General features: G+C 45.7%; 23 protein-coding genes and 1 pseudogene. 2 read left to right on the plus strand and 22 right to left on the minus strand.

The genetic code is table 11. The features are described from left to right. Positions 1–19: 19 nt before the first annotated feature. From ACSR9A_RS19580 to ACSR9A_RS19610, 7 genes are all read right to left on the minus strand, one after another. A complete protein-coding gene (locus ACSR9A_RS19580) occupies positions 20–1,567 on the minus strand; it encodes a response regulator transcription factor (RefSeq protein WP_473759021.1) in 1,548 nt (515 codons plus the stop codon). Between the two features lie 519 nt (positions 1,568–2,086). Next, positions 2,087–2,254: a hypothetical protein gene (locus tag ACSR9A_RS19585; protein WP_341281169.1), complete on the minus strand. Its 168-nt coding sequence runs from the start codon at positions 2,252–2,254 to the stop codon at positions 2,087–2,089. Positions 2,255–2,261: 7 nt separating this feature from the next. Beyond that, positions 2,262–3,395, minus strand: a complete 1,134-nt coding sequence (locus ACSR9A_RS19590) for a glycosyltransferase family 39 protein (RefSeq protein WP_473759048.1) — start codon at positions 3,393–3,395, stop codon at positions 2,262–2,264. A gap of 112 nt (positions 3,396–3,507) precedes the next feature. Then, complete coding sequence (gene tnpB, locus ACSR9A_RS19595) at positions 3,508–4,581, minus strand: IS200/IS605 family element RNA-guided endonuclease TnpB (RefSeq protein WP_473759023.1); 1,074 nt, start codon at positions 4,579–4,581, stop codon at positions 3,508–3,510. A 6-nt stretch (positions 4,582–4,587) separates the two neighbouring features. Further along, positions 4,588–4,989: an IS200/IS605 family transposase gene (gene tnpA, locus ACSR9A_RS19600; protein ID WP_473759024.1), complete on the minus strand. Its 402-nt coding sequence runs from the start codon at positions 4,987–4,989 to the stop codon at positions 4,588–4,590. A gap of 102 nt (positions 4,990–5,091) precedes the next feature. After that, a complete protein-coding gene (locus ACSR9A_RS19605; protein ID WP_473759025.1) occupies positions 5,092–5,334 on the minus strand; it encodes a hypothetical protein in 243 nt (80 codons plus the stop codon). Positions 5,335–5,612: 278 nt separating this feature from the next. Further along, complete coding sequence (locus ACSR9A_RS19610) at positions 5,613–6,773, minus strand: leucine-rich repeat domain-containing protein (protein ID WP_473759026.1); 1,161 nt, start codon at positions 6,771–6,773, stop codon at positions 5,613–5,615. 279 nt (positions 6,774–7,052) lie between these two features. Here ACSR9A_RS19610 and ACSR9A_RS19615 point away from each other — a divergent pair, with 279 nt between their 5' ends. Next, positions 7,053–7,448 (plus strand): hypothetical protein, encoded by a 396-nt coding sequence (locus tag ACSR9A_RS19615; RefSeq protein WP_473759027.1) that lies wholly within the window; start codon positions 7,053–7,055, stop codon positions 7,446–7,448. Between the two features lie 43 nt (positions 7,449–7,491). After that, positions 7,492–7,887: a hypothetical protein gene (locus tag ACSR9A_RS19620; protein ID WP_473759028.1), complete on the plus strand. Its 396-nt coding sequence runs from the start codon at positions 7,492–7,494 to the stop codon at positions 7,885–7,887. A 137-nt stretch (positions 7,888–8,024) separates the two neighbouring features. Here the strand turns inward: ACSR9A_RS19620 and ACSR9A_RS19625 are convergent, their stop codons facing one another. The 15 genes and pseudogenes from ACSR9A_RS19625 to ACSR9A_RS19695 all read right to left on the minus strand — a co-directional run. Further along, the gene (locus ACSR9A_RS19625) at positions 8,025–8,417 is read right to left on the minus strand and encodes a hypothetical protein (protein WP_473759029.1); all 393 of its coding nucleotides are present in this window, start codon (positions 8,415–8,417) and stop codon (positions 8,025–8,027) included. A gap of 360 nt (positions 8,418–8,777) precedes the next feature. Next, positions 8,778–9,026 (minus strand): annotated as a pseudogene (locus tag ACSR9A_RS19630) (nuclease-related domain-containing protein); the annotation flags it as partial. Positions 9,027–9,198: 172 nt separating this feature from the next. Beyond that, the gene (locus tag ACSR9A_RS19635) at positions 9,199–11,136 is read right to left on the minus strand and encodes an alginate lyase family protein (RefSeq protein ID WP_473759031.1); all 1,938 of its coding nucleotides are present in this window, start codon (positions 11,134–11,136) and stop codon (positions 9,199–9,201) included. A 181-nt stretch (positions 11,137–11,317) separates the two neighbouring features. After that, the gene (locus tag ACSR9A_RS19640) at positions 11,318–12,739 is read right to left on the minus strand and encodes an ABC transporter substrate-binding protein (protein ID WP_473759033.1); all 1,422 of its coding nucleotides are present in this window, start codon (positions 12,737–12,739) and stop codon (positions 11,318–11,320) included. Positions 12,740–12,855: 116 nt separating this feature from the next. Beyond that, positions 12,856–14,472: a helix-turn-helix domain-containing protein gene (locus tag ACSR9A_RS19645; protein WP_473759035.1), complete on the minus strand. Its 1,617-nt coding sequence runs from the start codon at positions 14,470–14,472 to the stop codon at positions 12,856–12,858. Next, positions 14,469–16,244 (minus strand): cache domain-containing sensor histidine kinase, encoded by a 1,776-nt coding sequence (locus tag ACSR9A_RS19650; RefSeq protein WP_473759036.1) that lies wholly within the window; start codon positions 16,242–16,244, stop codon positions 14,469–14,471. The genes ACSR9A_RS19645 and ACSR9A_RS19650 overlap by 4 nt, the downstream gene beginning before the upstream one ends. Before the next feature lie 6 nt (positions 16,245–16,250). Further along, positions 16,251–17,084: a carbohydrate ABC transporter permease gene (locus ACSR9A_RS19655; RefSeq protein ID WP_473759038.1), complete on the minus strand. Its 834-nt coding sequence runs from the start codon at positions 17,082–17,084 to the stop codon at positions 16,251–16,253. A 15-nt stretch (positions 17,085–17,099) separates the two neighbouring features. Then, positions 17,100–17,987 carry a carbohydrate ABC transporter permease gene (locus ACSR9A_RS19660; protein ID WP_473759039.1) on the minus strand — a complete coding sequence of 296 codons (888 nt, stop codon included), beginning with the start codon at positions 17,985–17,987 and terminating at the stop codon, positions 17,100–17,102. 320 nt (positions 17,988–18,307) lie between these two features. Further along, the gene (locus ACSR9A_RS19665) at positions 18,308–19,225 is read right to left on the minus strand and encodes a formylglycine-generating enzyme family protein (RefSeq protein ID WP_473759040.1); all 918 of its coding nucleotides are present in this window, start codon (positions 19,223–19,225) and stop codon (positions 18,308–18,310) included. A 193-nt stretch (positions 19,226–19,418) separates the two neighbouring features. Beyond that, entirely contained in the window at positions 19,419–20,060 is a 642-nt protein-coding gene (locus tag ACSR9A_RS19670; RefSeq protein WP_473759041.1) for a glycoside hydrolase family 11 protein, read from the minus strand. Positions 20,061–20,396: 336 nt separating this feature from the next. Then, complete coding sequence (locus ACSR9A_RS19675) at positions 20,397–21,152, minus strand: DUF7832 domain-containing protein (RefSeq protein WP_473759042.1); 756 nt, start codon at positions 21,150–21,152, stop codon at positions 20,397–20,399. Between the two features lie 108 nt (positions 21,153–21,260). Then, positions 21,261–21,665, minus strand: coding sequence for a DUF3224 domain-containing protein (locus ACSR9A_RS19680; protein ID WP_473759043.1), 405 nt, complete (start codon positions 21,663–21,665; stop codon positions 21,261–21,263). 4 nt (positions 21,666–21,669) lie between these two features. Beyond that, a complete protein-coding gene (locus ACSR9A_RS19685) occupies positions 21,670–22,296 on the minus strand; it encodes a type 1 glutamine amidotransferase family protein (RefSeq protein WP_473759044.1) in 627 nt (208 codons plus the stop codon). A gap of 114 nt (positions 22,297–22,410) precedes the next feature. Continuing rightward, a complete protein-coding gene (locus ACSR9A_RS19690) occupies positions 22,411–23,376 on the minus strand; it encodes a helix-turn-helix transcriptional regulator (protein ID WP_473759045.1) in 966 nt (321 codons plus the stop codon). Positions 23,377–23,648: 272 nt separating this feature from the next. After that, positions 23,649–26,103, minus strand: a 2,455-nt coding sequence (locus tag ACSR9A_RS19695) for an S-layer homology domain-containing protein (protein ID WP_473759046.1), incomplete at its 5' end; no start/stop codon positions are given.

Here is a 26,103-nt window from a genome sequence, read left to right on the forward strand (position 1 = left end):
TTGTACACCATCCCTGCCGCTAACGCTTCCTGTTTTCGAAATCCGTTTTAAATACCGAAGGCAAAACCCCAGTGTGCATTTTAAATTTATTTATAAAATAATCTACCTTTGGATATCCGACCTGCTGCGCCACATCGGATATTTTCATCTGGGTTCGCTTTAATAGCCGCATAGCTTCCTCAATCCGCTTCTCATTCAAATACACGTTGAACGATTTCCCCGTATGCTTTTTGAACAATTGCCCTAAGTACGCTGAATTCATATGAAAATGCTTTGCCAAATCATGCAGTTGCAGCTTGTTTCGATACTCACGGTCCACATACTGGATCATATGAAATATCGTGTTATTCTCATTTTGCTGGTTTAACGCATGCAGAACGTTAGCAGTCTCCAAGCATAGGCAGCGAACATAGCCCTTCAGAGCGGGATAATCCTCCTTGCCACCCAGGCTGCCGTGTTCTCTTTCCATCCCCATCATAAACGTATCTGGGTTTCCATTTTTTTCGGCCAGAAGCCTGCATATCGTCAATTCCAGATCGGCTGCATAGGCCCTAGCCACCTCGATATCCGGCAGATCGCCAGCAGCAATCGAATCGAATGCCTCTTCTACGCAGCTTTCGATGGCTGCGAAGCTTCCCTCGGCCACAATCTCCGGCAGCTGTCTGAATTTGAGCTTGGACACGACATGCTGCTGGTTTCTCTTCTCAACCTCGTGAAAATAAAACACTCCGCTTTTGCCTTGGGTTCGCTTCTGCTTCCAAACTTGCAGCGCTTGCAAATATAACGCTCGTATTGCCCGGATCCCTTCCCCTCTATCACTGATAGCTATAATGACAGGTTGCCCCAGCTTAATCACCAAATTCGTTTGCAGCAGAAGGGCCTTTTCCTGAAGCTTTCCGTCTGCATTCGAAGAAGATTCAATGAGCAGCCCCGTTCTTCCAATGCTGTCTTGGAAGGAACAAGCGATATCCTGTGAAAAAAAATCTCCCACCTGATGTCTCAAATCGACAGAGAACGAGAGCGTGTCAAACAAGATACACCTTAACTCCCCAGGCTTTTCTTGAAGCTGTAACGAAAGACGGACCTGCTGCTCTAAATCCGTATTATATTCACCTTGAATGAGACGGTTAACCATATGGTTGAAGGCAAAATAATGCTGTTTCAAGCGATTTTTCTCATCTGCTTCCTTCTCCTGTAAATGTTGGTTAAGCTTGACCAATAATGCCTCGATCTCCTCATCATCAATTGGTTTAAGCAAATACTCCGCTACCCGTTGACGTGTTGCCGCGAGCGCATATTGAAAATCATCATAGCCGCTTAAAATAATAAATTTAGGAGGATGGGAAAGCATCCGATTCGTCTTCTCAATCAACTCCAAACCGTTGATCACCGGCATCCGGATATCCGTAAAGACCAACTCGGGACGCAGCTCCTTAATAAGCCTCAACGCATCCGGTCCGTTTAATGCTTCTCCGCAGACTTGAAAGCCATAGCTTTCCCAATCAATCATCATTTTCAGCCCTTCTAGAACCCCTGGTTCATCATCAACCAAAAGTACGTTCCACATAACCTCACCCCTATCTAAGAGCGCATTTATTCGGTTTGATGTAATCAGAATAAAAGTAAGATATTTCGTCTCCGTTGCATAAAAAAACCCCTCCATTCATTCTTCATCTAGGTTACTATGTTAAGTAAACTAGACTTAGAACTCATTTTAGGGGCTTGAGAGGTATGAAAATATTTATCATCCATGAGCTTCTGATTGCCGCCTCCTTTCTAGATAATTATAAAATGTAAGCGATTACAATACAACATGATAAATTATAGGCTTAATCCCCTATATTATGTATTCTATATTCATTCCTTCACTCTTCTTGACCTTGGTCGGTATATAGGCCTCCACCCCACCATTATTAATAGAATTATATTAATATCCAATAAAAGATTAATAAAGGAATTTAGGGATAAAATTAAAAAACAAAACCGCACAGCACTGAGCCTTCGCGGTTTTTGTTTAATGAGGGATATTTTATGATTGGCGCTTCCCAGGACCTCAAATAATGTCTCTACTCTAACCTCAATATACTCATCTTCTACTGCCCGGCCCTCTGTTCATATCCGCTCCGCCATTTCCCCTTGAGCTGGCGTCCGACTGGGTTATCGCTTGAGCGGTAATGGCCTCACATGAGGCAAGCACCAAGGAGCAGCTGAGCATCACGATAATTAAAATAAAGCCATATCTTTTACTGCGCATCTTTAGCTCACCTCTTTCTTTTCCATACATACTCATAAAAATCCTTAAAGCCCATGTAGGATAACACAATCAGCAATGGATACACCGGGTAGATATAGCGGGACTTGATTTCCCATAGCAGATAAAAGGCGATAAAACCTAAAATGACCAAAATTAAAGAGGTTTCTTCGAATCGTTTGGCTCTAATGCCACCAATTAAACGAATGAGAATGCCGACATACATCAGGAAGCTCATCACATACAGCACCCAGAGCAGTCCGCTTCTATAATTCGAATCGGCCTTGAATAAGTCTGTAGCCCACGTCGTATAGCTGTACCGCTCCAGGTTAAAGCTTCTTCTCCCCCCTGTATCGGAGGAGCCATCGTTACCCATGCCGTACCTCTCCATCTGATACGTTCCTTCCGTCCACGTCCAGATGAGCTTTTTAAAATACATTTCCGCTAAATCGCCTGCACTCGCCTCAGAAAGCTTATTGCTGATCGACTCCTTAAACAGCTCTACACTGTCCGCCTTATTATAGCCCGCATCTCTTTGATAAATATTGTAGCTTTGCCTGCTGTCCCAAAACCCAAACGTATTCAGGTTGATGCCCATATTCAGCCACATATAGACAGGCGCAGAATTATCATTGACCGATTCATCTACGACATTCGTGGCCTGCAGAACCGCGTTCTGCGTCCAGGCCGGAACATTAAACAACGCCGCCATTAGGATTAACGAGGCCACGGCCTTTTTCACTCCAATTTTCCTTATATTGAAAATAATGCTGAGCAGCACAGCAATCAGAAAAATGACGCCGATGCTTCTGAAATAGTTGCCGATGGCCAGCAAAATCGCAGCGAGGATCATCGTCTTAATCGATCTTGTTCGGATAAACCTCACAGAGAAATATAAAGCACTGGTCAGAAAAGCGGTAGCAATCACATCGTTATAAATAAAATTGCTCATAAACAGCGCAGGAATATAGGTTGCGCCAAACACTAAAACGCCATAGTCATTTTCCATGGACTTGCTATTCAGCTCTCTATAGAGCAAATAAATCATTAGTGTAGTAACGAGCGTAAATACAATATTGAAGATTTTGATGACCAAATAATTATCGGGAAATAGCTGCAGCAGCGTTTTTAAGTATAGAACGATGGAAAAGGTGAACTACCGACCACCTAAGAGGTGGCGGCTTCTTGGTCAATGAAGCTACTGCTCCAAGTTTACCCAAGCTTACAGGCTAGATTCCTAACCCAATAGATGCCATTTACATGGCTAGTTTCAGAAGGTTTTGAGCAGCGTTTACGTCTCTATCATGATGCGTTTGACAGTTTGGACATGTCCATTCACGCAAGGCAAGATTTTTCACCTCTGCATGTTTGTAACCGCAACATGAACACAACTGACTACTTGCATAGTTCTTTGGTGCAATAATCAATTCTCTGCCATACCATGCAGACTTGTATGCAAGCATCGAACGGAACATGCTCCAAGCTACTTCACTTATTGCCTTTGCTAGCTTGTGATTTTGCATCATGTTCTTCACACATAAGTCTTCCATCACGATGACTTGGTTATCGTTTATCATTTTGGCAGACGTTTTGTGCAAGAAGTCTCTACGCTGATGACTAATCTTTTCATGTAGCTTGGCCACTTTCAGCCTAGCCTTATGACGGTTATGGCTTCCCTTCTTCTTGCGCGATAAGTCCTTTTGCAGCTTAGCTAATCGCTGTTCAGACTTACGCAAGTATTTGGGATTGGTAATGATTTCGCCGTGTGACGTAATCGCAAAATCTTTCAGTCCAAGATCAACGCCAACCTTCGTATCCAATTTGGGCAACTGGGCGATCTCCGTTTCAACCAATACGGAAGCATAATAGTTTCCCGTTGGTGTTTTGGAAATCGTGCATGATTTGATAAGTCCCACAAATGGCCGATGCAGCTTGATTTTGATTTTCGTTTTTAGCTTTGGAAGCTTGATAGTTCCCTCTTCAATGGTAACGGTTCCATTTTGGTTATTGGTTGTGAAGCTATGGTGATTTGTCTTCTTGCTCTTGAATTTAGGAAATCCCACTTTCTTATCACGAAAGAAATGCTTATAGGCTTTCTCAAGATTCATTTGTGCATTCGCGAGTGCTAGGCTGTCTACTTCTTTCAGCCAGTCGAATTCTTGCTTGTATTGTGCTGGTGTATTTTTGAGCATCGTTTCCGTTTGCTTGTAATGTTCAATCTTATCTGCGAGCATTCTGTTGTAAATAAAGCGGACACAGCCGAATACTTTAGCTAAATATTGTTGTTGATCTTGATTAGGGTAGATACGGTATTTGTAGGCTCTCAGCAATTCCGATCATCCCTTCATGCCTTGATTTTCAATGTATGTGTTGATGACATCTATTGGCGCTCCACCTGTTGTAAGCAAGCAATAGGAACGTGACCAAAAATGCTCTTTCCATAGCGATTCTCGGAGGATAGGAAATTCCTTCTTGATCAGCCTGGAGGATGCACTCTTATAAGCGTTGAGAAATTTGGAAATGTCGGTATTGGGATGCGTCTTCATGAGAGCGTGGACATGATCCTTGTCAGGCTTCCATTCCTGCAAAGTCACATGGTAAGTAGGCTGAATGTTTTCAAATATCTCCTTTAGACGTTCGGATATTTCATCGGTAATGACTTCCCTACGATACTTGATGGCTAGAATCAGGTGATAATGGAGAAAGAACACTGAATGGTTATTGGAGTCTAACTTCATTGATAACACAACCTTTTATGGTATACGACTGAATAATACAATTATAGTATTTTAAGTTGTAAGGGTCAATGTAAATCAGACCGTTGCCATTTATCCCCCACTTTAATCCTTTTGATACAGCATATTCATCGCCAGAGAAAGCACCGTTTCGGAATCATCCGTCGGCAGGCGGGGAAACAGGAAAATAATCGCGATTTGGAGCGTACACGAGAACAGCAGCGTGGCCGGGATAACGATTTTCCAGCTGTATTTGTTCAGCTTCAAGCAAATTTTGTATAGAAAGATGCTTAACGCGAGGACTGCCCCTATGATTAAAATAAATAAAACCAGCTGCTGCTTTCCCAAGTGTGGGGTGTCGCCGTATTCGTAAAAATGATATTCCGCCCTCACAAAAAATGACGACGCGATAAAAAGCCCTATAAAGCATGCAAGCATGATATACCATATTTTTTTGAATGCCCTTAACCATGGACAACCTCCTTACCGCCTCAGTATAGAAGCATTATAAGACCCTAATCTGAAAATCTCATGAATAGGCAAAATAAAGACGCTCTAGGCTGAGGTCCCGGAGCGTCTTGTTTGGTTTCTGTATGGCATTTAATTTGTGTACCGAATCATAGTGATTAATACGTTTCATAAATTAGCTCACTGTCCATTTCAAGCTTATGATTAAAGGCTGCGTAAATGTAAAGCTGCCCCGCTGGACTGTCGCCAGCATCATAGCCTAATCGAAAAGTGCGGTCTCCAGCAAACTCCAGTCCGGACAAAACGAGCTCATTCACATCCTCATCAGGATGCATGCTGGCAATCAGAGTCAGCGCGCTTTCGCATAGCTCGTCAAAGTGCTCCCACATTTTTTTTATAATGGGCGACAGCCGTTTCATGTCCGCTTTGGTGGCGACAGCCACACTTGCGGCAAGCTCTTTCTCCCTATATTGAAGCGTGGTGGAATAGGATGAAAGAGCGACATCGTATACAAAGGTTCCGACCCCTTTGATCGTATGATTAGGCTCGACAATGAGATTGCTCGAATAATCTACCCGCGCAAGCTTTGGATTATGGCTTATGTCCAGCTTCGAAATTTTATTTTCTGAACAATAAAGCTCTTCTAAAAACACATTATGGCTGATGTCCAGGCTTTTAATATGATTATTGAAGCATCTTAAGCTTTGCAGGGCTGAATTGCGCGTTACGTCCAATTCCGTAAGATGATTGTTGTTGCAGCGAATTTCAAGCAGGCTCGGACATTCCTTTACGTTCAAGGCTATTAAATAATTGTTTCCGCAATCCAGACGGGAAAGCTGTTTATTTTGATCCAAATTTAAATTAAATAGGGCATTGTAGCCGCAGTTGAATTGCTCTAAATTCGTGTTGTGTTCCACTTGCAATTCCGCAAGGATGTTCCAATAGCAGTCCAGCTTGACGAGCATGGCGTTGTGACTGACATCCAGCTTCTGAATTCGGTTGAACCCGCAATCCAGTGCTTCCAGCTTCCTATTGTTCGTCAAATTCAGGGCATGAATCTCGTTTTTGTTGCAGTTAAGCTTTTTCAGGTTTATATTGCGGCTAATATCTAGCTCCATCAGGTTATTGTAGGAGCAATCCAGCTCTTCAAGCGACGTAAAATGTTCAATGCCCTTCAAACTTGAATATTTTTGGCTTGCTAGCTGCAACGATACGATTTGCTCCACATCGCTCGTCTGAATCCATTCGCGTTTTTCACAATAATTTTCTAAAATATATGTTTTGAATCGTTCATCTCTAAAATCTTCTGTAATATTCATAGCGCTCCTCCTTGGGGCAAGTCCCTAATGAATGTAGACAAACTAAATTTATCATAGCATAAATTTGGATATTTTCATTCCTATCACTCGACAAAACTCGTCATTTGCTCCTTCTTCTCTACCATTTACAACTGTATTTTAATAAGATATATTGAAATGGTTAGAAATGTTAGCGCTAACATTTAGTGAGAAGGGAATGATGCGGCCTGTTTCGAAAGGCTTTTAGTTTGTATTTAGTTTAGCTTTATAAAAATCCATTTTTGAGAGGACAGACCATTTATGAAAAAATTAAGCGCAAAATTATTCGTACTTGTTTTGGCAATGTCTCTTATGTTCAGCATGACGGCATCGGCCAGTGCTCATACAGTAACCTATGGAATTACCTATTCCGATACGCTCACAGCTGGGCAAACCTCCGCCTATTTTCTTTCTAATGCTAAAACGACTGGTACAACCGTTAAGGTTACGGCAAGTGCAGCAAATACCATTCAACTGCATTACTACTGGACCTACAACAATACAACACTGGACCTTGGCACATACGTCGTAAACAGCACAAATTACACTGGCGGTGCGGCCTACTACAGCCCTGGCACTTTGACTACACTAGTAGAGCGCGTTCCAGGATCGACGACTCCTTTACCTTCCGTATCTTACTCCATTACTTTCAGTTAATCGCATAAGTTAACCATCCATTTTTTGAGAGGACGGATCATTTATGAAAAAAAGAAGCGCAAAATTATTCGTACTTGTTTTGGCCATGTCTCTTATGTTCAGCATGACGGCATCGGCCAACCCTACTATTGTAGCCTATGGAATTACCAATTCCTATACGCTCACAGCTGGTCAAAGCTATACCTACATTCTCCCTAATGCTAAAACATCTGGTTCAAGCGTTAAGGTAACGGCAACGGCAGCAAATGCCATTCAACTGCATTACTACTGGAGCTACAACAATACAATACAGGATCTTGGCACATCCATCGTTAACAGCACAAATTACAATGGCGGCTCGGGCTACTACAGCCCTGGCACTCTGATTACAGTAGTAGAGCGCGTTCCAGGATCGACGACTGCTTTTCCTTCCGTTTATTACTCCATTACTTTCAATTAATAGGATCGGACATCGAATAACCACTCCCACTGATCCAAATCGGCGGGAGTGGTTATTTTTCATAGTGCTTGAAGTTGCTGGCTCAACCTTCCACTGCGCGTATAACGCCACATTTTCCACGCCTAAATTCATAACCGTTAAATACCACAGTAAAGAATCTTATAATTTTCTGCTTCGACCTGTTTCGCGAACTCAATCAACTTACTTAGCGTATCAAGAAGCTCTTTTTTGCTAAATGACCATTTATCGTAATAGCCGGATTGTTTCGGGTCTTCATCGTCTGTCCATGTATACCAGCCAGTCAATTCAATCTCATCAGGTGCTTGAGAAAATAGTAAGAGCCATGCTTCCAATATATTCAAAAAGATTGCCGCGCCTTTTTTTTCGATTATCGAGTAACCAAAATAGTTGAATCCAAGCTCGCTCTTATTTTTATCAGGATTGTACGTTTCAATCCATTTTAATGAATCTTGCATATAACCAAACATGTCATCATGTAAATGGACAACGTTTTGCGGGTGCTTTTCCATGTACTTTGAAACGCCAATAAAAATGGAATCTTGTTCCCAATCTTGATTGGAAATAAGTATGAAGTCATGCACTAGAGCTATATCGAATCTCTCCTTTTTAAATGCTGCCCATATCGCCTGGACTCAACTCTATTATTTATACTAATCCTGGTATGATAATCGTATCCTCCCAGATCGGAGTCTGCATCCTCACCCACCCTTGCCAACCAGCTCTATCTAAACCTTCAAATTCCCGTCCCTGAATAACGATATATGGCATTTGGGGATTTTTCGACTGACCGACTTCATATGCAACGATACATTTTTTATCATCTGAAACGAATACATACCATCTTTCTCCTGCCTTTTTTATTAAAGCCCATTAATCACGCTCCAGTGCGTGTCATTCCTCCCGCCCTTGATCTCTCCGTTATAATTTTTCGTTTCAATGACGAATAGTCCATAGGGAGAAATAACGAGATGGTCCACCTGAGAATAACCCGAGCGTGACTTAAGATTAGAGATAAGCAAATCACTTAAATACTTGCAGTCTTTTGGCAGCTGGTCCAATTGAATATTTATTTTATGCTCGCCTAATTCACCAATACGAGTCGCTTCTACCTTTTTTCGCTGTGGTGGTGTCACACATGTATTATATCATCTCCCCATACCAACAGGATTTATTTGTAATTAAATAGAAGCATTATAAGTGGCTAATCTGAAAATCTCATCAATAGATAAAGCAAAGACGCTCCAGGGTGAAGTCCCCAGAACGTCTTTATTCGTTTAATTATTTAATATTTTATTCCAGCTCCCAAAACACACTGCCGCTTTCGATCCGAATCCACAGCCGCTGCTTTGCCCGCTGTAGCAGTAGACTCAGCTGCCGTTCCGTCTGCTCTATTGTAAATTCCTTCACCAGCCAAGGCTCCTCTGCTGCCCCGTCTAGATCATGGGGCAGCACAACCGTACTAAGTCCAGCGGAACCGCTCGTTATAAGCTTGGCTGCAATTATGGACGTCTCCTCTTTGGACCCGTAAATCTCCGATACCCAGCCCTGCCCGATAACGATTTCCGGTTTAAGCTCAGTCGCTGTAGCGGCAGCATCAGCGGTCCAATACATCTGCACGCCGATGCTTGATAGTGAATAGTCGATTTGAACCCCCGGACACGGTTCTGCTTCAATTACTACCGCAGCAGCATCCGGATGAAGGTGAAAGCGCTGCTCCGCCTGATGTCCGCCTTCACCGTCCAGCCAATCAACCAGCAGCAGCAGCGGTACCTCTTTACCCATTAACAGCCAACGTCGGTGCAGCAGCGGATTACTCAGCCGCAAATACCCGTTATGCGAGGCGTCGACGAACTCATAAGCAGCTGTGCTTTCGCGGCGGTGAGTCGTGCATTCAGCCAAAGGCTCGCCCCAGGCTTGAGTTGAAACATAGGGTGTCTGGTCCATACCATCAATGAGCACCGTATTGTGAGCAGCGGTGCTTTTGAAATAATGCCGCCACTCCCCCTCCTCGTAAGTATAGCGGCCGGGATCAGCAAAGATTAGCTGCCGCCGCCAGTACCACTCCAGATTAAGTGCATCGGCATGACCGTGGGCTCCCCCCATCGGCGCGGCATCGAAGAACAGGTGCTGGTCGACATTTTTCATAATGTAATATCCCGTCTGCGGGAAGTCTTTCCCTGTCACAGGTGAATATCCGTGCTCCTGCCGCTCGACCAATCGCTGGAATGCTTCAGCTCCAAGCATCCACAGAAAATCCGGGCTGACCTCTCCAAGCATGCTTAACTCCTCGTCGTCCAGTATTCCGCCCAGAATGGCGACTCTGGCACGTCCATTGCTGACCCATTCCGAGTCGCCGATAGCCGTAGAGCGGTTATCGGGCCTAATCATCGCCAGTGTGAAGGAGGTCATCCTGTGGAGCTGCTGTCCATATGCTTCTGGAAATGGATGCCCTGCTAGACGCCCCAACAAATATGGCGTGCCAAACATCTCAATGCTGCCATCATGATAGTGGGTGGTCAGTTCAGTCTGGATGCCCTCCGGCCCAATTTGATGATACTGGCACAGCTGCAGCCGTTCCATCGCTAGTTGGCGCCAATAAGGTGCCTTTGGATGTTCAGCAAGAAACACGCCGATCATGAACAGCCCTTGCATATGCATAATCGCATGGTTGATATTGGTATCCCCTAAGTAGGTGCTGAGGTAATCTGCATGCTGCTCCAGAGCCTCCAGCAGCCCGGTGAAAAATTCCTCATCCAGCAGGCGACTGCTCTGCATGTAGGCATAAGCCGATATCCAGGACTGGACGCGCAGCCCAGTTTCCAGCAGCCGCCACGGCCCCGGCAGCTGGAAGAAAACAGCATCCTCATAAGGCGGCCGCGGAGATGGGGGCGGATTTTGCTCCCGCCAGCTGCGGAAATGCTCCTTAAAGACTTGTACATATTTTTCTTCCTTGGTCATTAAATAGGCTTTGCCAAGGTCCAGCATATGCCAATGACGGTTTACTCCCCAAGTGAACTCGGGATCACGCGAGGGATTGTAGAGCCAATCAACCCGCTCGCCCATCTGTATCCAGGTGGTGAGATCATTTGTATATGGAATCATGAGTTCGTTCCGGCAGGCATGGTCAGCAATCTGGATCGAGGCGGCGGCATGGTCCGGGTAATACTCGCCATATCGCTGGGCGGCTTGCTCCAGCTCCGCTCTAGTAAGGTAATAATAGGTGCTCATAGCAGCCTCCTGTTTATTTCTTTGGGTAGTGTCGCACAAGGGCAAGCTCGACTCCCTGATACCGACCGATGCAAATCAAATCATCGTCTGCATGACGAAAAAGGAACTGCCCCATAAACATAACGCTCATTTACGGGGCAGTTCTTTCCTAAACCTACTCTAATGTTAATCCGTTATGCCGCTACTCGTTTGACAGCTTGCCCTGCAAGTTCAACGAATTAAAGCTTGGGTCTGCTTCAATTGTTGTCAGTCCGGCATCTCTGGCTTGCTTGAGCGCGGTATTGTAGCGAGTGTTCAGATCAGTTATTGTCTGTCCTACATCTCCACCAACCATTACAAACTTCACGAATGATTCTGCCCACTTTGACCCCTCAACCTGACTCTCCGTTGCTGACAGCGGGTTAGCCGGGTAAATCGCATCATATTTTTTCGGCAGAAACCCTGCAATCCCTGGAATTTCCGGCTTCTTGGCATTAGCGAGTACTGTCGGAATCAACGATACGCCATAACCTTGCTCAAAATATTCAGTCTGCAGATCTACGCTGTAGATGTAATTCATGAATTTCCAGGCTGCATCCTTGTTTGCGGAATTGGCGTTAATGCCAATGTATGATCCGCCGATAACCTGCGAAGCACCCGAAATTTGTCCGCTTTGAGTCGGGGGCTGCGCCGCCGCCCAGTTGATTGTTGTCGGGAACTGCCCCTTGTAAACGCCAGGCTCACCAGAGTGATTGAAATACATTCCAATCTTACCCTGTGCGAACTGGGCACGAAGCGGGTCAATGTCGAGGCTCTCTACACCCGGCATCATACAGCCGCTTTCCACCATCTTGCGCATAGCTAAAGCGATATCCTTATACATCCCGAAGTCAAACTCGCCAGTAACGTAATTGTAACCGTCAACGCCAGTCGTCGTGCTGGCTGGAGCAACTGTATTTCCTGGACGTCCAAAGCCGCTTGAACCCTTGAGCGGGCTTGCGAAGCCGTAAATACCCTCCGCCTTGCCCAAATCCGTAATGAGTTTGGCATCCTCAACTAGCTCGTCCAGCGTTGTTGGAGGGTTAGCAATACCTGCACGCTTGAACAGATCGACATTGTAGATCAAACGCCAAGTCTGTCCGGTATTTGGCAGCGTGTAAATTTTTCCATCAATCTCGTTTTTGTGTTCGATAATAACGCTCTCGAACGTCTTCTTCATTTCATCGCTCATGTAATCGTTAATCGGAGCAAGGTAGCCTTTTTTAACATAAGTTTCAAAATCATCAATTTGCAGCACATCCGGCGCTTGCTGGCTGGCGAAAGCAATATCCACAGCTTGCGGATAATTGTCGCCCATAACGCTCATCTCAACTTCAATGTTGTCAGAGTTGGTCTTGTTGAATTGATCAACCTTACCTTTCATAAACTCAGCATCATGGCGATCGGGAGTCCAGTAGACAATCTTTGTCTTTGTGCCTGAGGAACCTGAAGAGCTTGACGGGCTTGAAGAATTTCCTGATTTGCCGCTGTCCCCGGTTGCTGTGTTTCCCGTGTTGGACGAGCAGGCGGCCAAGGCCATAATAAGCAGTGAACTTACTAGTACTAGCAACCACTTCTTCTGCATTTGCTTTCCCCCCGAATTATGTTTTCCGGAATGAGTTCGTCACTCCTTACTATTAAGAATAACGAGTATGATCTGACATGTGAGTACGGTATCTCAACTGCGGTAAGGGGGGAATTTCATCTTTTCTTCAGATCTTGCTGTTCAAAATAATGCTGCCGATAGGTCGAAGGCGTCATTCCGCAATGCTTTTTAAACATCTCGCTGAAGTACGGGCGATCCTCATAGCCGAGCCGTGAGGAAATCTGCTGTACCTGCATCCCCTCTAGCAGCCACTCCTTTGCCTTCTCAATCCGCACATTAGCGATGTAGCTCGCAAGGGTCAGAGAGGTCTCGCGCTTGAACAAATTCGCCAAATAGCTTGGACTCAAATGCACCGCTTTGGCGCAGCTGTTCACGGTCAGATTGGCATCCAGATGCTCTTGTATATATAGCTTCACCTGATTGATTACTTTGGAGTGCTCCGTATGTTGCCTGCTCTGCAAACAGTCGCAGCATAAGGCGCAGAATTGAACCATCTCGCGCATCCATTCCGCGAAGTTTAGTAGTGGCAGCGCCTGAATATGAGACATTCGCTCCACTAGTTCAGGGGTCAAATCCCCGCTCAATATCTCCAGCATCGTGCGGTAGACAGTCACACTGAGCGATTTAAACTGCTGAACCATCATTTCAGGGTCTGGATAACGACTCTGCAATATCCAGTCAAGGAACAGCTCATCCAGCATATGCTCTGTCTTCACCTTGCTGCCGCTTCGCAAAGCATATAGCAGACCCTTCTCTTTCTCCGGCGCGTAGCGAGGCGTCATGGTATATTCCTGCAACTTAACATAGCTATAGCTATAACTGCCCGGAGTTACACTATAGAAACGATGATTCAACGCCTTCGCGGCCTCCTTATACGCAATGGAAATTTCTTCCGGTCCTTCATGGACAAGACTGATTCCCACCGACACCGGACCCATGAGGCTCTCCTCAAGTCGAGCCTTAGCCTCCGACCACTTTTTATCCGCTTCAGCACAATCCTTGCTCTGCAAGAGTACGACTAGCCGCTGACCGCTCTCCTGGAGCAAAATCCCCTGCCCCTGCCCCTGCTCCTCCAGCAGCTCTCGAAGTAGCATAAGCATTGCCTCCCCCATATCCACGGAATGCTCCGGCTGTGCAGGCTGCCCGCTATCAAGCAGCAGCACCTGATAAGAGGGCAGTCGCTGATCCAGCTCCCATTCCTGCCACTCCAGCCCCCCTTTGGCTGTCTGGGGCTGATGGAGCAGACTGCGTAGATACTCCTCACGCTGGTGCAGCCTGTTTCTGATTACCTCCTGCTCCAGCAGTCGCATTTTGTCCGACCTCTCCTGCTCTTGTTCAATCGCCTCACGGACCTTCAGCACGCTCTTCACCACCTGAGCAGGGGTGAACGGCTTCAGCAAATAATCAGAAGCTCCAAGCCGCACAGCCTCTTGAGCGTAGGCAAAATCATTAAATCCACTCATGAAAATTACCTTGCTCGGCAGACGCTCCTCCACAACGGCGCGAATCATCTCACAACCGCCCAATTTCGGCATGCAAATATCCGTCAGTACGATATCGGGCCGCAGCTCACGGATTATTTCCAGCCCCTTCTGGCCGTCTTCAGCCGTTCCAACAATTTTGATGCCATGCTCCTCCCAAGGAATCTGATAGGCTATACCGCTTACGACCATCTTTATATCATCCATTACGCACATCGTCAGCATACTCATAGACTATCCCTCCCGTGGAATGGAATGGTGATTACAACCGATGTCTCTTCATAGGGAACACTCTCAAAATACATGGACGCCTGTGCGCCATAATTCAGCTGCAGGCGACTGTAGATATTGTATAGCGCATAGCTTGTATGACCCTGGAACTGTCGCAGCACCTGAAAATTCAGCAGCTCGGCGTCCAACCCCCGTCCGTTATCGGTCACCTGCAGCTCAAGTTGTCCCTCTGTTTGCTGCGCACGAATGGTTATCACACCCACTATGTCGAAATCTTTGAAGCCATGTAAAATGGAATTTTCCACAAGCGGCTGCAGTAAAATTTTGGGCAGAAGCATATCCAGCACCGATTCATCTGGAACCTCCAAGATATACGTAAACAATCCCTCATAGCACTGCTGCTGCAGCAGCATATACTGCTCTACATGCTCCAGTTCCTGACGAAGTGTGATCATCTCCTGACCGTTATTTAGCCCCAGTCTAAATAGCAATGACAAGGAAACAATCATCTCTCCCACCTGCTCGCTGCGGCCTACCTGGCTTTTCCAAAGTATCGTATTCAGCGTATTGTACAGAAAATGGGGATTAATCTGGGCCTGAAGCGCATTAATCTCGAATTTCAGCTTCTCCTGCTCCGTAAACTTATTCTCTTCAATTAAATTCTCAATCTGAATGAGCATCCTGTTAAAGCGATAGCCGATTACAGCTACCTCGTCCTCATATTTACTCTCGAAGCGAGCCTCCAAATCATTATTTTCCACTCGTTGAATCAGACGATAGAGCTTGTGGAGCGGTTGCAACAGACGACGGGCCAAGAAATTAGAGAACATCAATGCAATCACCATACAGACCAGCATAATACTCAAAATCAGCCAGCGGATCTGTCGCATGGGTCCGAGCAAATCTCCCTTTGCCTGAACGCTGGCAAGTACCCAATCGCCGTTAATACCAAGCCTGGAGTAATTGACAAGCTGCTCGTCCTGATTATTCGTATAGGAAAAAGCCCCTTCCCCCTCTTCGGCAAACCGATTAAGAAAAGAAGCGCTGCGGAAATCTTCGAGCGGCGGACTTGCCGAAGGCAGTACGCTGTAACCGTCTCCCGTTAGCAAAAAAAGCCTAATCTGATCGTCAATCAGACTCTGCTCAATAACATTGCGGAAATATTCTTCTCTAAAATTGACAATGAGATACACGCCGGGCAGATTATCATTGTTGTTCACAGAGTTGCGCAGAGGACGCACCATGAGCGTTACCACCTGCTTTCCCCCCTGTAATAGCTTGTCCTCATGTCCCGAATCCCAGCGTACATTCCAAGAATAATCCTGTATCTCCTCCTTATAAAGCTCCGTGAATTCCACCTTTACTGCTATTGTATCCTTGGTTGAATAAAATTCGCCGATTGGCGTGGAGAGCAGCACTGATTCGACTGCTGGCTCCACCAGCTTGAGCTGTGCAAACGGTGTTTGCATGAGCGAGAGGTTTTGGTAGAAACGTGTGCTGTTGCCATAACGCACATCGTCCATCACTCGGCTGTACGTCTCGCTCATCATCAGGGAATACGATGAAACAATCATATGCCTCATGCTCTCATCGAGTGCCTGGACCGTCTTGTTCAACATCGTCTGCTTCAGCTTCAGCGCATTCTCCTCAATAACCTTGGCAGCAAAATTATAAGCTAATCCGCCAGTAGCGCTAATGCAGAGAAAGGCTAACAAAACATATAAAATCTGAATTCGGTTTTTGAGCGAAAGCTTGTAAAAGCTCCATTTCATAGCTCATCATCCTTTTACAGCTCCGAGGGTCACTTGCATGAAGGATTTATTCGTAAACAGATAGACGACCAGCAGAGGCAGAATCGAGATGCAGGCTCCCGCCAGCATCAGTTGAGACTCAGACGCCGCGCCAATACCATAGCGTAAATTGGCCAGTCCCACTGGGAGTGTCTGCAACGACTTGTTGCTCAGAGTAAATACCAGCGGCAGTATATACTCATTCCATGAATTCTGGAATACGCTTAGTCCGGCTACCGCAAGCGCAGGGCGCAGCAGCGGCATAATAATTTTCCAGAATACCGCAGCAGGGCTGCAGCCGTCTATCCATGCTGCTTCATCCAATTCACGCGGAATCCCCCTCAGGAAGCCGATTAATATAAAATAAGTTGCCGCGTGGGCACTGATAAGAATAAGAATGACTCCCCAGAGCGATTTTTGCAAGCCAATCATAACCATTAGATCAAATTGAGGCCGTAATACAACCGCACCGATTGAGATAAACAGTGTACTGGCAAGTAGTCCTGTATATGCTTTCTTGCCTTGAAACTCCGTCCGGTCTACCGCATAGGCCGCCATAGCCGCTACCAGCAGCGTGCCTATGGTCGTCATCGAGCTGACAAAGATACTGTTCAACGTAAAGCGAGAGAAATTCGCTTTATTCCACGCCGTTACATAGTTGTCGAATTGCCACACATCAGGTAAAATTTTAGCTCCCGCAGTCAATTCCATATTTGTCATAAAGGAACCGAAGAGAACGACAACTATCGGAAACAAAGTGATAGCTGCACTGATAAGGAGAAATGACCACAGAAGGGTCTTCCCTGCGATTTTTGTTATCATTGACCATTCCTCCTATTATTCATACAACTTGTTCAGCTTCTTGGATAAATAGAAGTAGATGAGGGTTATAATACCAACAATGACAGCTGTTACGAAACCAACAGCACTTCCATAGCCGAGCTGCTGCTGAACTTGAGCATCAGGAGAAATCGGGAACAACAACTTGAAGAGATACAAATACATGACCTCGGTCTTCCCGTAAGGTCCCCCTTCGGTCAGAACCATGATGCTCTCATATCCCTTAAGGGAGATTGTAATTGCCAGCATAATGATCATCTGCATGACAGGTCCGAGCAAGGGAATCGTGATGCTCCAGAACTTGCGCACCTCGCTTGCTCCATCCAGGGAAGCCGCTTCGTATAGATCCTCGGGAATACCTTGAAGTCCGGCGAGAAAGAGCAGCATATAATTGCCGACCGCCCCCCATATAGCGATCATGATAGTAGTAAGCATTGCATAATTTGGTCCTAGCCAGCTGATTGGCTCGCTGATGATATGGTATTTCATTAGAAATTGGTTTAATACTCCATTATAAGAATTGAAGATGATGAAAAAGACGATAGACATGACAGAGGCGCTGAATACAGTTGGCAAATAATAAACGGCCCGAAGCAGCGTACGGCCCTTTATTTTCCGATTTAAAATAAAGGCGAAGATCAACGATAGCGGAATGGTCACAATCAGCTTGCCGACTGCGTAGATACCTGTATTTACGACCGAGTTCCAGAAATTCTGATCTCGCATCAAACGGGCAAAATTACCGAAGCCCACAAAGATTGCCTCACCATAACCTTGATAGTTATAAAACATAAACCGAAGTGCCCACAGCAGAGGATACACGCCTAGCACCAGCGTCAGCAGCAGACTTGGAAAAATAAATAAATACGCCGTCCTTTTGTTCATTTAAAGCCTTCCCCCTTTTTCTCCTCTGTTGAAAACAAGTATAACGGAGGGATGATTCGGCAGGAGAGAGGCGATTCAACTTTCTAGTGTAGGATAATCTAACTATCCATTGCGTTTTCGTAAAGAAATGTAAGAAAACATAACATTGAAGCTCGATAAATTTCAAGCACTTGTAAAAAATACGATTTCTATTTCTGGGGCAGACTCAATTGGAAACAAAAAAAAGAGAGGTTTGACACCCCTCTTTACGATCTTCTTCCATAAATCCCTATGTCATTAGCTGCTGCTTGGCAGAACACCATCGGAGGCATTGTTCCAATTTACTCGGCGCGGCTCACACGAAAGCCTTGATCCGGGCCAAAGCCGCTCGCCTCGAACTTGCCCCTATAAGATATCTCGTTGTTTCTAATGTCGCCAATCCAGCCGCCACCCTTTACAACCCTTAAAGAACCACTATCGCTATCCAAATCTCCGTCTTCATACCAGTTCCAACACCATTCCCTTACATTGCCTGACATATCGTAAAGTCCTAGCTCATTAGGCTTCTGGACACCGACAGTTTTTGTTTTATTTTTGTTGCTTTCTATCATGGTCCAGTTCCATTCTCCTGATAATGGTTTGTCTCCAGCGTTTTTCCAATACCAGGCCACTTCATCTACATTATTGCTTCCGCTGTAGGTGTAGCTATTACTCATTTGACCTCCGCCTGCAGCGTATTCCCACTCCGCTTCTGTCGGCAATCGATAACCATTCGCTCCCTCATTGATCGTTACGGTCCATTTTAGAGTGTCGTGCTCACTCTTATTACTAGGGTCTTTTTTATTTTTGTCTATCTCGTAATACGGCTTCAGGCCCTCTTTTATACTTCGTTTATTACAGTATTCAACAACATCATACCAGCTAACCATTTCTACTGGTAAATCGTCGCCCTTGAATCCGGAGGGGTTGCTTCCCATAACCTCAACCCACTCTTTTTGAGTTATCTCATATTTGTCGATATAAAAGCTTGATATAGTTGCACTTTCCCCATAAAAGTTGGACTTTGTATTCACAAAGGCCCCACCTTTTACAAAGACAAGGCTATCATTATTTTTATTATTTTCGGTCTTTTCCGTCTTTTCGGTCTTTTCGGTCTTCTCGGTCTTTATTGCCTTTTCGGTCTTCTCAGGCATTTGTTGTGAGCAAGCGGCAACAACCAATATGATTACTGGTAAAAGGAAAATAAATCGTTTTCTCATTCATATTTCTCCTTTAAGCGGATAGAAAAAGGATGCAGGCAGCTATCTTTTATTGAAAAATATAAGGCCGCCGGCTGTGAGGCCGGCAGGCCTTAGCAAGCCTTATTCATAATTAAATAACTTTCTCATTATTCCGAAAACGGTCTAGCGCCTGTCTGCTACCCTACTTGCAGTTGGCCTGTTACGACAATTCTTACCACACCGTTACGTTAGAGCTACCGCTGCTTTGATACCCCTCTGTCGCAAACACCTGGTAAGTCCAGCTGCTGCCCAGATTCATTCCTTTACTTTTCCATGCATTAACGTGGTTGCTGAACGTGATCGCGGAGTTGACCCCAGTTGCCCTTTTCGACTGGCGGACACTCCAATACTGAGGGAACGTTTGTGTGCCGTCAATGGATGGCGCGTTGTATCTCATAGTCGTATAAATGTCATATGTGCCTCCATCGCTGGATACGGTTCCTTTAAACGTTCCGGTAGGCCGATACGTGCCCCAGCTGTCAACGACGTAATATTCAATAAGTGAGTTTCTTGTCCATCCGTAAAAAGTCAAATATCCATTGCCAGACGGCGCCCAAAGACCGGCATTGTAGTTAACTACCCGGTTTGGCGATCCAAAATTCCAGCCCTTACCAACAACAAAATTCCCGACATTTGACCATGTCACACTATAATTGCCGCCGGACCCATTGACAGCATTTACTGTTCCGCCGCCATCGGTCCAATTTTGCCAATAATCTGTCGCTGCACTTGAGGTTGCTGAGAACATGCCCAAACTCATTGAAGCTGCAAGGCATACCGTTAAAATTTTCTTATTAAGCTTTAATTTAAACATAAAAATACCTCCTAATTTTTTGTCGTTATCTGCCTACCTATATAGTGTGGTTTCTTCTCATTGCCGCACAACACTTATCCTGTGTCATGTCTCACCATCATCTTACTATCACCTCCTTCTTTAGGTAAATTATAGCAAGTAAGCGCATACATTAATACATTGTAAATTATAGGTTTTTCCATGATGCATCCTCATCCTCATGCCCATTGCCTTGCTTTTCACGGCCGTCATGGCAATATGCGTTTGGATACAAAAAAAGGAGCCGGCACTTTCATGCCCTCCTTTTGCATCCTTATCTTCATGAGATTCTCAGTTGCTCCAGCTCGATAAACGATTCTAAGTTTCCGATTTTTCACTACGTTTCCAGTCCTGATAACGCTGTTCAATCACTGGCTCGATGATGCGATAGCTTTCAATTGAATCTTGTACATGGTAGATGGTCGGCAAACCGTCTGCTAATATATTCGTGAAATCAACAGCCGTATAGATGTCGTTTTGGATATTGAGATATTCACGAGCAAACGCATCTGCCTCATCCGACAATTCGTTTGAGCTTAGCACCCCATCCCAGTTTTTACGATAAAATTGAGCGCCGGTCATTTCGCCTTTTTTGACAAGCTCAATTTCCGCTGCATCCTCTTGGCGGCTTCGTTTGCTGAGCAGATCATTTTTGATCACCCAAGCTATGAACATGCCTGACGGAACATAGGCTTGGAGGCGATCCAGCTCTTGCGGAAAATCGCCTTCGTAGTGCCACTTCGCTTTGTCGTAGACGTATTTTTCTTTTTCCACGATCTGAAATAAGATATCTCGCTGTTCTTCCACAAAACCTTTATTTTTCAGTTCATCAGCCAGCTGCTGCAACCGATTGATCGCTTCCTGCTTAACGGCATACGGCTCGTATGTCGGATTCATCGTCTTCTTATCGGGATATAGTCGGCCTTTAATAACATTAAGGATACAAACCTCTGTTCCTTCCGTAATCACTAAATGCCGATAGTCTTTAAACCTTTTTCCCTGTTTGGTCAATACCAGCTCTATCTTGCTCATTCTATCACCTCGCCATATTGCGAAAAATTTTCCTGCTTGCAAAATACTCAACCTTATTTACTCTACTTATATTAATATTAGCAAATGGATCAGTCTATAAATATAGAGAAAAGAACCTCCTATTCAGGAAGTTCCCCGTCTGTAAACATGTTATTTCATTAATTTGAAATCTAATACCAATTCACTCGTGTGACCGAGAAAATGATAGTTATAGCTTCCGATTAATTTTTCCAGCTCTCCTGTACCGTAAATGATTTGAGCGGGGCTATCAAGAGTACCGTTATCAAACATGCCGTTTTCACAAGCTGTAAAAGTTCCATATTTTCCATCATAGTGACCTTCAAAGTGCAGGAAGCCCGCAATTTTGGATTTGGCCTTTTCAGCATCTTCAATATTACTATCTAAGTAATACAGCAAGTATTCTAAAGTTGCTTTCCCTTCCAAAACACCTTTAATTTCATATTCCACTTTTGCAGTATTAATGGGAAAGTTGCTAAGACTGTTTTCAATGGGCTGTTCCTCCCACTTTGTTACAGTAAAAATGGCTGTTTCCATATCATCACTCAATGGCATTCATTAATTCATAGAAATATTTGGATTCCTGCGTCTTATTTAGACTATACCAAGCATCTAATGTTTCTGATGAAAACACATCCAACGCTTTCAAGACGTGTACAGTAAATTCCAACGGAGCTATACCCGATGCAGTAATCAGTTTTCCATCCGTTACAGCTGGCTCCATTTTGTAATATTTTTCTCCCGTATAAGTGGGACAAACCATTTTAAGGTATTCCAGATCATTGCTTGTATGCTGGCGCGAGTTTAGCAATCCGGTCTGGGCAAGTCCCATTGTCGCACCACAAATCGCTGCAATCCCTATCTCTTCCTTTAAACATCTCTCTGCTATTTTTAAAATGGGTTGGTGAATGGCTTCCGTCCATGTATCTCCACCGGGTAAAATCAATGCATCTGTGCTTTCGATGCTGCATTCATCCAGTCTGATATCCGGCAGTATTTTCAATCCGCCCATTGTCGTTACAGGCGTCTTTTCATTGCCCACGGTAACGATTTTGGCTGGGGACAGCCCCTTTTTAAAATATCTTCCCGAGTTCAGCTCGGCAGTTAAGTAGCCGATTTCCCAGTCTGACATCGTGTCAAACACATAAAGATAGACCGTATTCGTCATTTGCAAGCTCTCCTTATTTTACAAGTCATCAAAGGATACCAACCATCCTTGCATCGGCCATCCATGATTATCTTCATTATAAAATAGCTTCACTGACAGCTGCTGTCAGTGAAGCTATTGAAGCCGATAATATTCCATTAACTCCGATGCAACAGCAACTAATTTTTCCTTCAAGCTCCACGGTTCGATGACTTGAATAGATTTCGCATAGGGAAGTAGAAAATAAGGAACATGTGTAAGCATAGAGGCTTCCTCAAGTAAAAAAACGGCTTGATTGGCTGTCCGCTCTTTCAGATAATGCCCCAAAAACCAATGCAAGCATAAGTCATCCAATGCCTCTGATCTGCCTTCGATCATTAAAGAAATTAACCCATCCTTGCCCGCTAAATCAGGCAATAGATTTTGCATAAAAAATTCACGGGCCGAAAAAGCTTCAGGACGCTTAAAGAGCATTGGAGTCCGCTTGATTTGTACAATCCGTTCTGCCCGAAAACTGCGGATCTCCTTCCTTAGGTGGCAAAATCCAACCGTATACCATTTATTGTTCCAGTTAACCATTCCATAGGGGTCGATCACCCTGTTCTTGGGTTGTTCTTCATGGCTTGTCCGGTAATCCATTTCGACAGAAAATTCGTTTGCTACAGCCTGCTCCAATTCCGCCAATACTGGCTGAACAGAAGGGTAGCCACTGCGGTTTATCACTTCAAAACCAGCTAAATGACGGCTAAGCACATTTTCCTGCTCCTGATTTGAATACATTTTCAATTTGGATGTGGCACTGTCTAATGCCTCACTCAAAGGGTATCCAGCCTCTTTTGCAAAAGCAGCAGCGTGAAGGAGTGCCTTCTTCTCTTCCATATCAAATAGCAGAGGGGATCTGATAAAATGATTCAGCAAGCGATACCCACCATTATGACCTGTGTCGGAGATAATTGGCACCCCACTGGCACATAGTGCATCTATATACCGATAAACAGTCCTTATATTTATTTCCAGCTTTTCAGCTATTTGTTTTGCAGTCATTTTCATGCCCGAATTCAGCATCCAGAGAATGGCCAGCATATTATCGTTTTTTGGCATCGTACGCACCCTCAGCTTCTATATAAAACGTAGTATTAGAAAATCCATCTCTATTATTGAATTTCCAAGCTCCAATGACAAGAGCGTTAGTTAGCATTATGATTTATAATATGATTTGAGGCTGCAACAATGAACTTCCCGCCTTTCACTGTAATATTTTAATTATACAGCAAAGAAGGTACTGCTTCCTAAATAGAGGAACAGTACCTTCTTCAGTTAGGGGACTTTTTCAGTGGCCTCGTGCAATACAGGAATCATCTCTTACGTGCTGCTTAAATCAGGTCAGATGTTTGCAAAAGTCTTTGAATAAGAGTTGCAACCTCAGCCCTTGTAATAGACGCCTTCGGTGCAAGCACCGTGGCGCTTCGTCCAGATACTAGGCCAGCCTGAAAGCTATCTGCAACGCTGCCGTACGCCCAACCGGATACGGTTGACGCATCTTCAAACGGACGGAGTGTTACCTCTTCTGATTGAGCGAACAGCTTGGTCGTCAGTCCGGTAATCGTCATCGCTCTTGAGAGAATAGTCATCGCTTGTTCTCGAGTAATCTTGTCGTTCGGTCGGAACGTGCCGTCCCCAAACCCGCTAATCAGTTGATACGCCCATGCCGTGCTGATCGCACTGTTGTACCAGTCCGACGTCTTCACGTCAGCGAAAGCCGTTGACGCGTTTTGCGGTTTCAACCCTAATCCGCGTACAAGAATGGCTGCAAACTCAGCTCGGGTAATATCGCGATCGGGACTGAACAGTCCGCCGCCCGTACCCTCAATGACCATCCGCGATCCCATGTCGTTAACGGCATCCTTCGCCCAGTGGTCCGCGACGTCAGAGAATTCGAGCGGGTGCCAGACGACCGTGTACGTACTATTGGTTAAACTGTTGATCTGAGCGTAAGACTTGCCATCGATCGTTACGATTTTAGTCGGTACGTGCCGCACTGTTCCGCCCGCATCAACTACGATCCCCGTTGTAATTCGGTTCGGATCAATGCCATCCGGCAAAGCCACTATGCGTTCAACATAGATGTTGAATGTCGTGACTTCCACTGTTTTCCCGCCATAGGTGCCCGTAACCGTGAAGTCCAGCGCGGGCACGACAACGGAGAACTCGCCCTTCGCCGCCGCATTCTCGAGCACCTTCCCCATCGTGTCCGGCGTTTGCGCAACCGTAATTTTTAACTGAATGTCCTCCAGCTTCACGTTAGTGCCGAGCTTCCCTGCTAATTCGTCAATGTTGATTTCCTTGGCCGGCAACGTATAGGTTCCCCTGTTCGTCTGCAGAGTGAGCGTCGCTGAGAGGTCCTCCATATTTTTAACCATCTGACCGTTCAGTTCACCAACAATGACATTTGACGCAGACTTAACCGGAATGGTGACGACTGCATTCACGCCCTCCGCATCCAGCTTCGTCTGCAGCTTTACCGGATCGATGACGACTGTCGTTATCTTAACGCCGCCTGAATCAGTCGTTGTCGCTTTTCCTGCATTTTCAATCTTGCCGTTAACAAGTACATCGACCGACTCTTCGTTCGAACTGACCGTTCCACTCGATGCTCCGTTCGTAGGTTGAGGAGGCGATTGCTCGGCAATCACTATCGCCGCCGTTTGGCCAAACTTCACGACTTGACCTTGCGCGTCTACCTCGGCTACGCCGATCTTGTCGCCGTTCGCCGCAGGGATCATGCGGTCGCCTGGTACGGTTAGGTATCCCGTAAGCGTGTCGCCAACATTCGGTACGTCTACAGTGCCGCTACCGAAGTTGAAGTAGACCAGCCTGTAATCGCCGTCGGCGGCAGGCGTTACCGTAATCTGAGTTCTGCCGTCGTTCGCCGCGCCAGCCGGATCACTTGCTATCACCGTCAAGCCTCCAGCCTGAACGGAAGCATTCGTCGTGAAGATCAGCGTTGCAGACGGTCCAGCCGGAACGGAGCCGCTGGCCGCCACCCGCACCTGAACCGTGTGTTCACCGCTCAACTGCGGCATATTGGTTCCGTCGTATCGGAAGTAAGCTCCGCTGTCAACCGAGAATTCCATTGTCGTATCCAGACCAATAATCACGTTGTTCAAGTCGTCGGCACTCACATTCGGTGCCGCTGGAATGGTTGCATCCGAGTCATGGATGGTAACTTGAGCTGGAATGGAAGCAAATGCCGATTCCGATGCGGTTACTCGCACGTAATAGATGCCCGGTTCCAGCCCGGCAACCGACGTCCCGGTTATATTCGTCCATATTTCCGTATTTCCTTTTTTGAAATCCATCGTAACATTCACGTTGAGAATTGAACCGTCATTAGCTCCGTTATAAGTGATATCCGTCACGGTTATATCGACTGGAGCTGCCGGACGGGCTGGCAGACTCAACGTCTGCGCCGCGCTGTCAGTCTTTGTCGTGCCATTGCCCTTCTTCACGACGTTCACGGTTGCGCCCAACCAATTGCCGTCGATCGCCACCTTACCATTGCCCTCCGCCGTTACCGCCGTTCCGTTGATGGCGTAGGCGCCATCGGGCTCCAGTCCCGTCAGTTGCTCCGCCGCGTAATCGATTCCCGCCGTCGGCGTAGCTTCCGGCGTCGCAATGAATGCAGCGATCGTCACCGTCTGCGCAACAGACGCAAATGCCGTAGACGTCGCTTTGACCCGCACGGAATACGTATCCGGTGCCAGACCCGTTACACTCGTACCGGGCACATCCGTCCAATTAATAGCCGTTGCCTTCTTGTACTCCATC

It is taken from the genome of Paenibacillus sp. R-74696 (assembly GCF_055814915.1).